A 4052-nucleotide genomic window follows, 5' to 3' on the forward strand; every position below is an offset into this window, starting at 1 on the left:
GTGCCGGGGGCGTCGGGGCCGCGGCGGCTGAGCAGCACCAGGTGCCGGGCCCCTGCGGCGGCGAGGCCGCGGGCGACCTCGGCGCCGAGCGCGCCGGTGCCACCGGTGATCAGGACGGTGCCGGTCGGGTCCCAGTCGGTCTGGTCGCCGCCGGATCCGCCCGGCGTCGCGGCCAGGCGCCGGCCGAGGAGCCCGGTGGGCCGGACGGCCAGCTGGTCCTCCCCGTCCGGGTCGGCGAGGACGGCGGCCAGCAGCGTGCCGGTGCGCCGGTCGAGGCTCGCGGGCAGGTCGATCAGGCCGCCCCAGCGCTGCGGGAGTTCGAGCGCGGCGACCCGGCCGAGTCCCCAGACGGCTGCCTGGGCCAGGCCGGTGACGCGGTCGCCGGGGGCGGCCGCGACGGCATCCCGGGTGAGGCACCACAGGGGTGCGCCGATCCGGGCGTCGCCGAGGGCCTGCACCAGGGCGGCGGTGCGGGCGAGCCCGGCGGGGACGCTGCCGTCCGCCGACTCGTCGAGCGCCAGGAGGGAGACCACGGCGGTGATCTCTCCGGCTGCGTCCGGGAGTTCGGCGAGCTGCTTGGCGAGGCCGGCGCGGTCGGCGCCGGCCTCGACGGTCAGCCGGACGGTGTCCGCGCCGAGCGCGGCGAGGACGGCGTCCGTCCAGGCCGGGTCGCCGTGACCGGCGGGCACGACGGCGAGCCGGGTGCCGGCCGGGGCCGCGGTCCGGGGCCGGTCGAGCGGCTTCCAGACGATCCGTCGGCGGTGTGCGTCCACGGCGGCCTGCTCCTCGCGCCGGTCGTGCCAGTCGCGCAGCGCCGGGAGCACCTGGGCGAGGGCGTCGCCGTCGACGTCCAGGGTGCCGGCGAGCGCGTCGTAGGACGCGGTGCGCAGCGCCGTCCAGAACTCCCCGTCGGACGGCCGGTCCGCGGCGAACGACTGCTCGGGCCAGTAGCGCTGCCGCTGGAACGGGTAGGTGGGCAGGTCGACCCGCCGGGCGCCGGTGCCGGCGAACACCGCGGACCAGTCCGGCGCGAGCCCGTCGGTGTGCAGGCGGGCGACGGCGGCGAGCAGGGTGGTGCACTCGTCGCGGCCGTGGCGCAGCGCGGTGGCGGTGACCACCGGGCGGGCCGGGTCGGCGTCCTCCCCGGTGCCGGCCTGGACGAGGGCGGACAGCACGCCGTCCGGGCCGAGTTCGAGGTGACGGCGCACACCGCGGGCGGTGAGGGCGGCGACGCCGTCGGCGAAGCGCACGGCCTCGCGGACATGGCGCACCCAGTACGCCGCCCCGGTGTCGCCGGTGACGACGTCGCCGGTCAGGTTGGACACGAGCGGGATGCGCGGGGCGGTGTAGGCGATGCCCCGGGCGGTCCGCTCGAAGTCGTCGAGCATGGCGTCCATGTGTACGGAGTGAAACGCATGGCTCACCCGCAAACGCCTAGTCCTGCGCCCGTCGGCGGCGAATCCGGCGGCGACGCGTTCCACGGCGTCCGCGTCTCCGGAGAGGACGACGGCGCGCGGGCCGTTGACGGCGGCGATCGAGACGTCGTCCGTCAGCAGCGGCAGCACCTCCGCCTCCGCCGCCTCGACGGACACCATCGCTCCCCCGCCCGGCAGTTCGGACATCAGCCGGGCCCGGGCCGCGACCAGCGTGCAGGCGTCCTCCAACGAGAACACCCCCGCCACATGAGCCGCCGCGATCTCACCGATCGAATGACCCACCACGAAGTCCGGCCGCAGACCCCAGGACTCCACCAGCCGGAACAGTGCCACCTCCAGCGCGAACAACGCCGGCTGCGCATACCCCGTGTCGTCCAGCAGCACGGCCTCCGCCGAACCCTCCGGCGCGAACAGCACCGGGCGCAGTGGCCCGGCCAGTCGTCCCTCGAAGCCCGCGAGGGCGGCGTCCAGCGCGTCGGCGAACACCGGGTGGGCGGCGTACAGCTCCCGCCCGGCGCCGGGGCGCTGCGAGCCCTGGCCGGGGAAGAGGAAGGCGGTCTTCCCGCCCAGGGCCGCGCCCTGGACCAGGTTGGGCGCGGCCTGCCCGTCGGCGAGGGCGCGCAGGCCCTGTGCCAGCTCGTCGCGGTCGGCGGCGAGGACGGCGGCGCGGTGGTCGAGCAGTGTGCGGGTGGTGGCCAGCGAGTGGCCGAGGTCGCGGACCGTCAGCTCCGGGTCCGCGGCCAGGCGGCCGAGCAGCAGCTCGGCCTGCTCGCGCAGCGCTCCGGGTGTCGCGGCGGAGAGCGGCACGGGCAGCGGCCGGTCGTCCGGACGCGCCTCGGCGGGCTCGGCCGCGGGCGGCGCCTCGACGATCACATGGGCGTTGGTGCCGCTCGCGCCGAAGGCGGAGACGCCCGCCCGGCGGGGGTGGCCGGTGGCCGGCCAGGCGGTCTCCTCGGTGAGGAGCTCGGCGGCGCCGGCCGTCCAGTCGACGTGCCGTGAGGGCGCGTCGACGTGGAGGGTGCGCGGCAGCAGGCCGTGCCGCATGGCGAGGACCATCTTGATCACGCCGGCCACGCCGGAGGCGGCCTGGGTGTGGCCCAGGTTGGACTTCAGCGCGCCGATGAGGACGGGCCGTTCGCGGTCCTGGCCGTAGGTCGCGAGGAGCGCCTGGGCCTCGATCGGGTCGCCGAGCGTCGTGCCCGTGCCGTGCGCCTCGACGGCGTCGACCTCCGTGGCTGCCAGGCCCGCGTTGGCCAGGGCGCGCCGGATGACGCGCTGCTGGGACGGGCCGTTGGGCGCGGTGATGCCGTTGGAGGCGCCGTCCTGGTTGATCGCGGAGCCGCGCAGGACGGCGAGCACCCGGTGGCCGCGGCGCTCGGCGTCCGACAGCCGCTCGACCACCAGGACGCCGACGCCCTCGGACCACGCGGTGCCGCCGGCGGCGTCGGAGAACGTCCGGCAGCGCCCGTCCGGGGACAGCGCCCCCATCTCGCCGAACTCGACGAACCCGACCGGGCTCGACATCACCGTCACGCCGCCCGCCAGGGCCAGCGAGCACTCGCCGGAGCGCAGCGCCTGGGCGGCCAGGTGCAGGGCCACCAGGGACGAGGAGCACGCGGTGTCCACGCTGACCGAGGGGCCCTCCAGCCCGAGGGTGTAGGAGAGCCGGCCGGAGAGCAGGCTCGCGGACTGTGCGGTCTCGACGTGGCCGAGCTGGCCGATGGACGGCCGGTAGTCGCCGCTGCCGCCGCCGATGAACACGCCGGTGTCGCCGCCGCGCAGGCCGGCCGGGTCGATCCCGGCACGCTCCAGCGCCTCCCAGGCGGTCTCCAGGACCAGCCGCTGCTGCGGGTCGACAACCATCGCCTCGCGCGGGGAGACCCCGAAGAAGGCCGCGTCGAACTCGCCCGCGTCGTACAGGAACCCGCCCTGCTGGGTGACGCTGCGCCCGCGCCCGTCGCGGTCGCCGTGGGCGAGCCGGTCGAGGTCCCAGCCGCGGTCGACCGGGAACGGGCCGATGGCGTCGGTTCCCTCCCGCAGCAACCGCCAGAGGTCCTCGGGCGAGCGGACGCCGCCGGGGTAGCGGCAGCCCATGCCGACGATCACGATCGGGTCGTCCGTGTCGGCCACGGCGGCCGAGTGCTCCGTCTCCCGTTCCTCGTCGAAGAGTTCGCCCCGCAGGTGGGCGGCGAGGGCCGCCGGGGTCGGATAGTCGAACACCAGGGTGGCCGGCAGGCGCAGACCGGTCGCGGTGGTGAGCCGGTTGCGCAGGTCGACGGCGGTCAGCGAGTCGAAGCCGAGGTCCTTGAACGGGTGCCCGGACGGCACGTCGTCGGCGTCGGCGTGGCCGAGCACGGCGGCCGACTCGGCCCGCACGATCGTCAGCAGCGCCTCGGTGCGCTCGGCCGCCGACCGCTCACGCAGGTCCGCTCGGAGCGTGTCGGCGCGGCCGGAGCCACCGCCCGCCTCCGCCGGCTCCGCGGTGGCGCGGGCCTCGGGCAGGTCGGCGAAGAGGCGCGTCGCCCGGTCCTGCGCGAAGGCGGGCGCGAAGCGCTCCCACGCCACGTCGGCGACGGTGACGGCGGGGCCGTCCAGGGCGGTGGCGAGGGCCGTGAG

General features: G+C 77.0%; 1 protein-coding gene. It reads right to left on the bottom strand.

Annotated elements, in window-relative coordinates; translation table 11 throughout:
- On the bottom strand, positions 1-4052 hold a 4052-nt coding region (locus tag BG452_RS30890; RefSeq protein WP_188307657.1), incomplete at both ends, for a type I polyketide synthase.

The organism is Streptomyces sp. CBMA123 (genome assembly GCF_014596465.1).
GTDB lineage: Bacteria > Actinomycetota > Actinomycetes > Streptomycetales > Streptomycetaceae > Kitasatospora.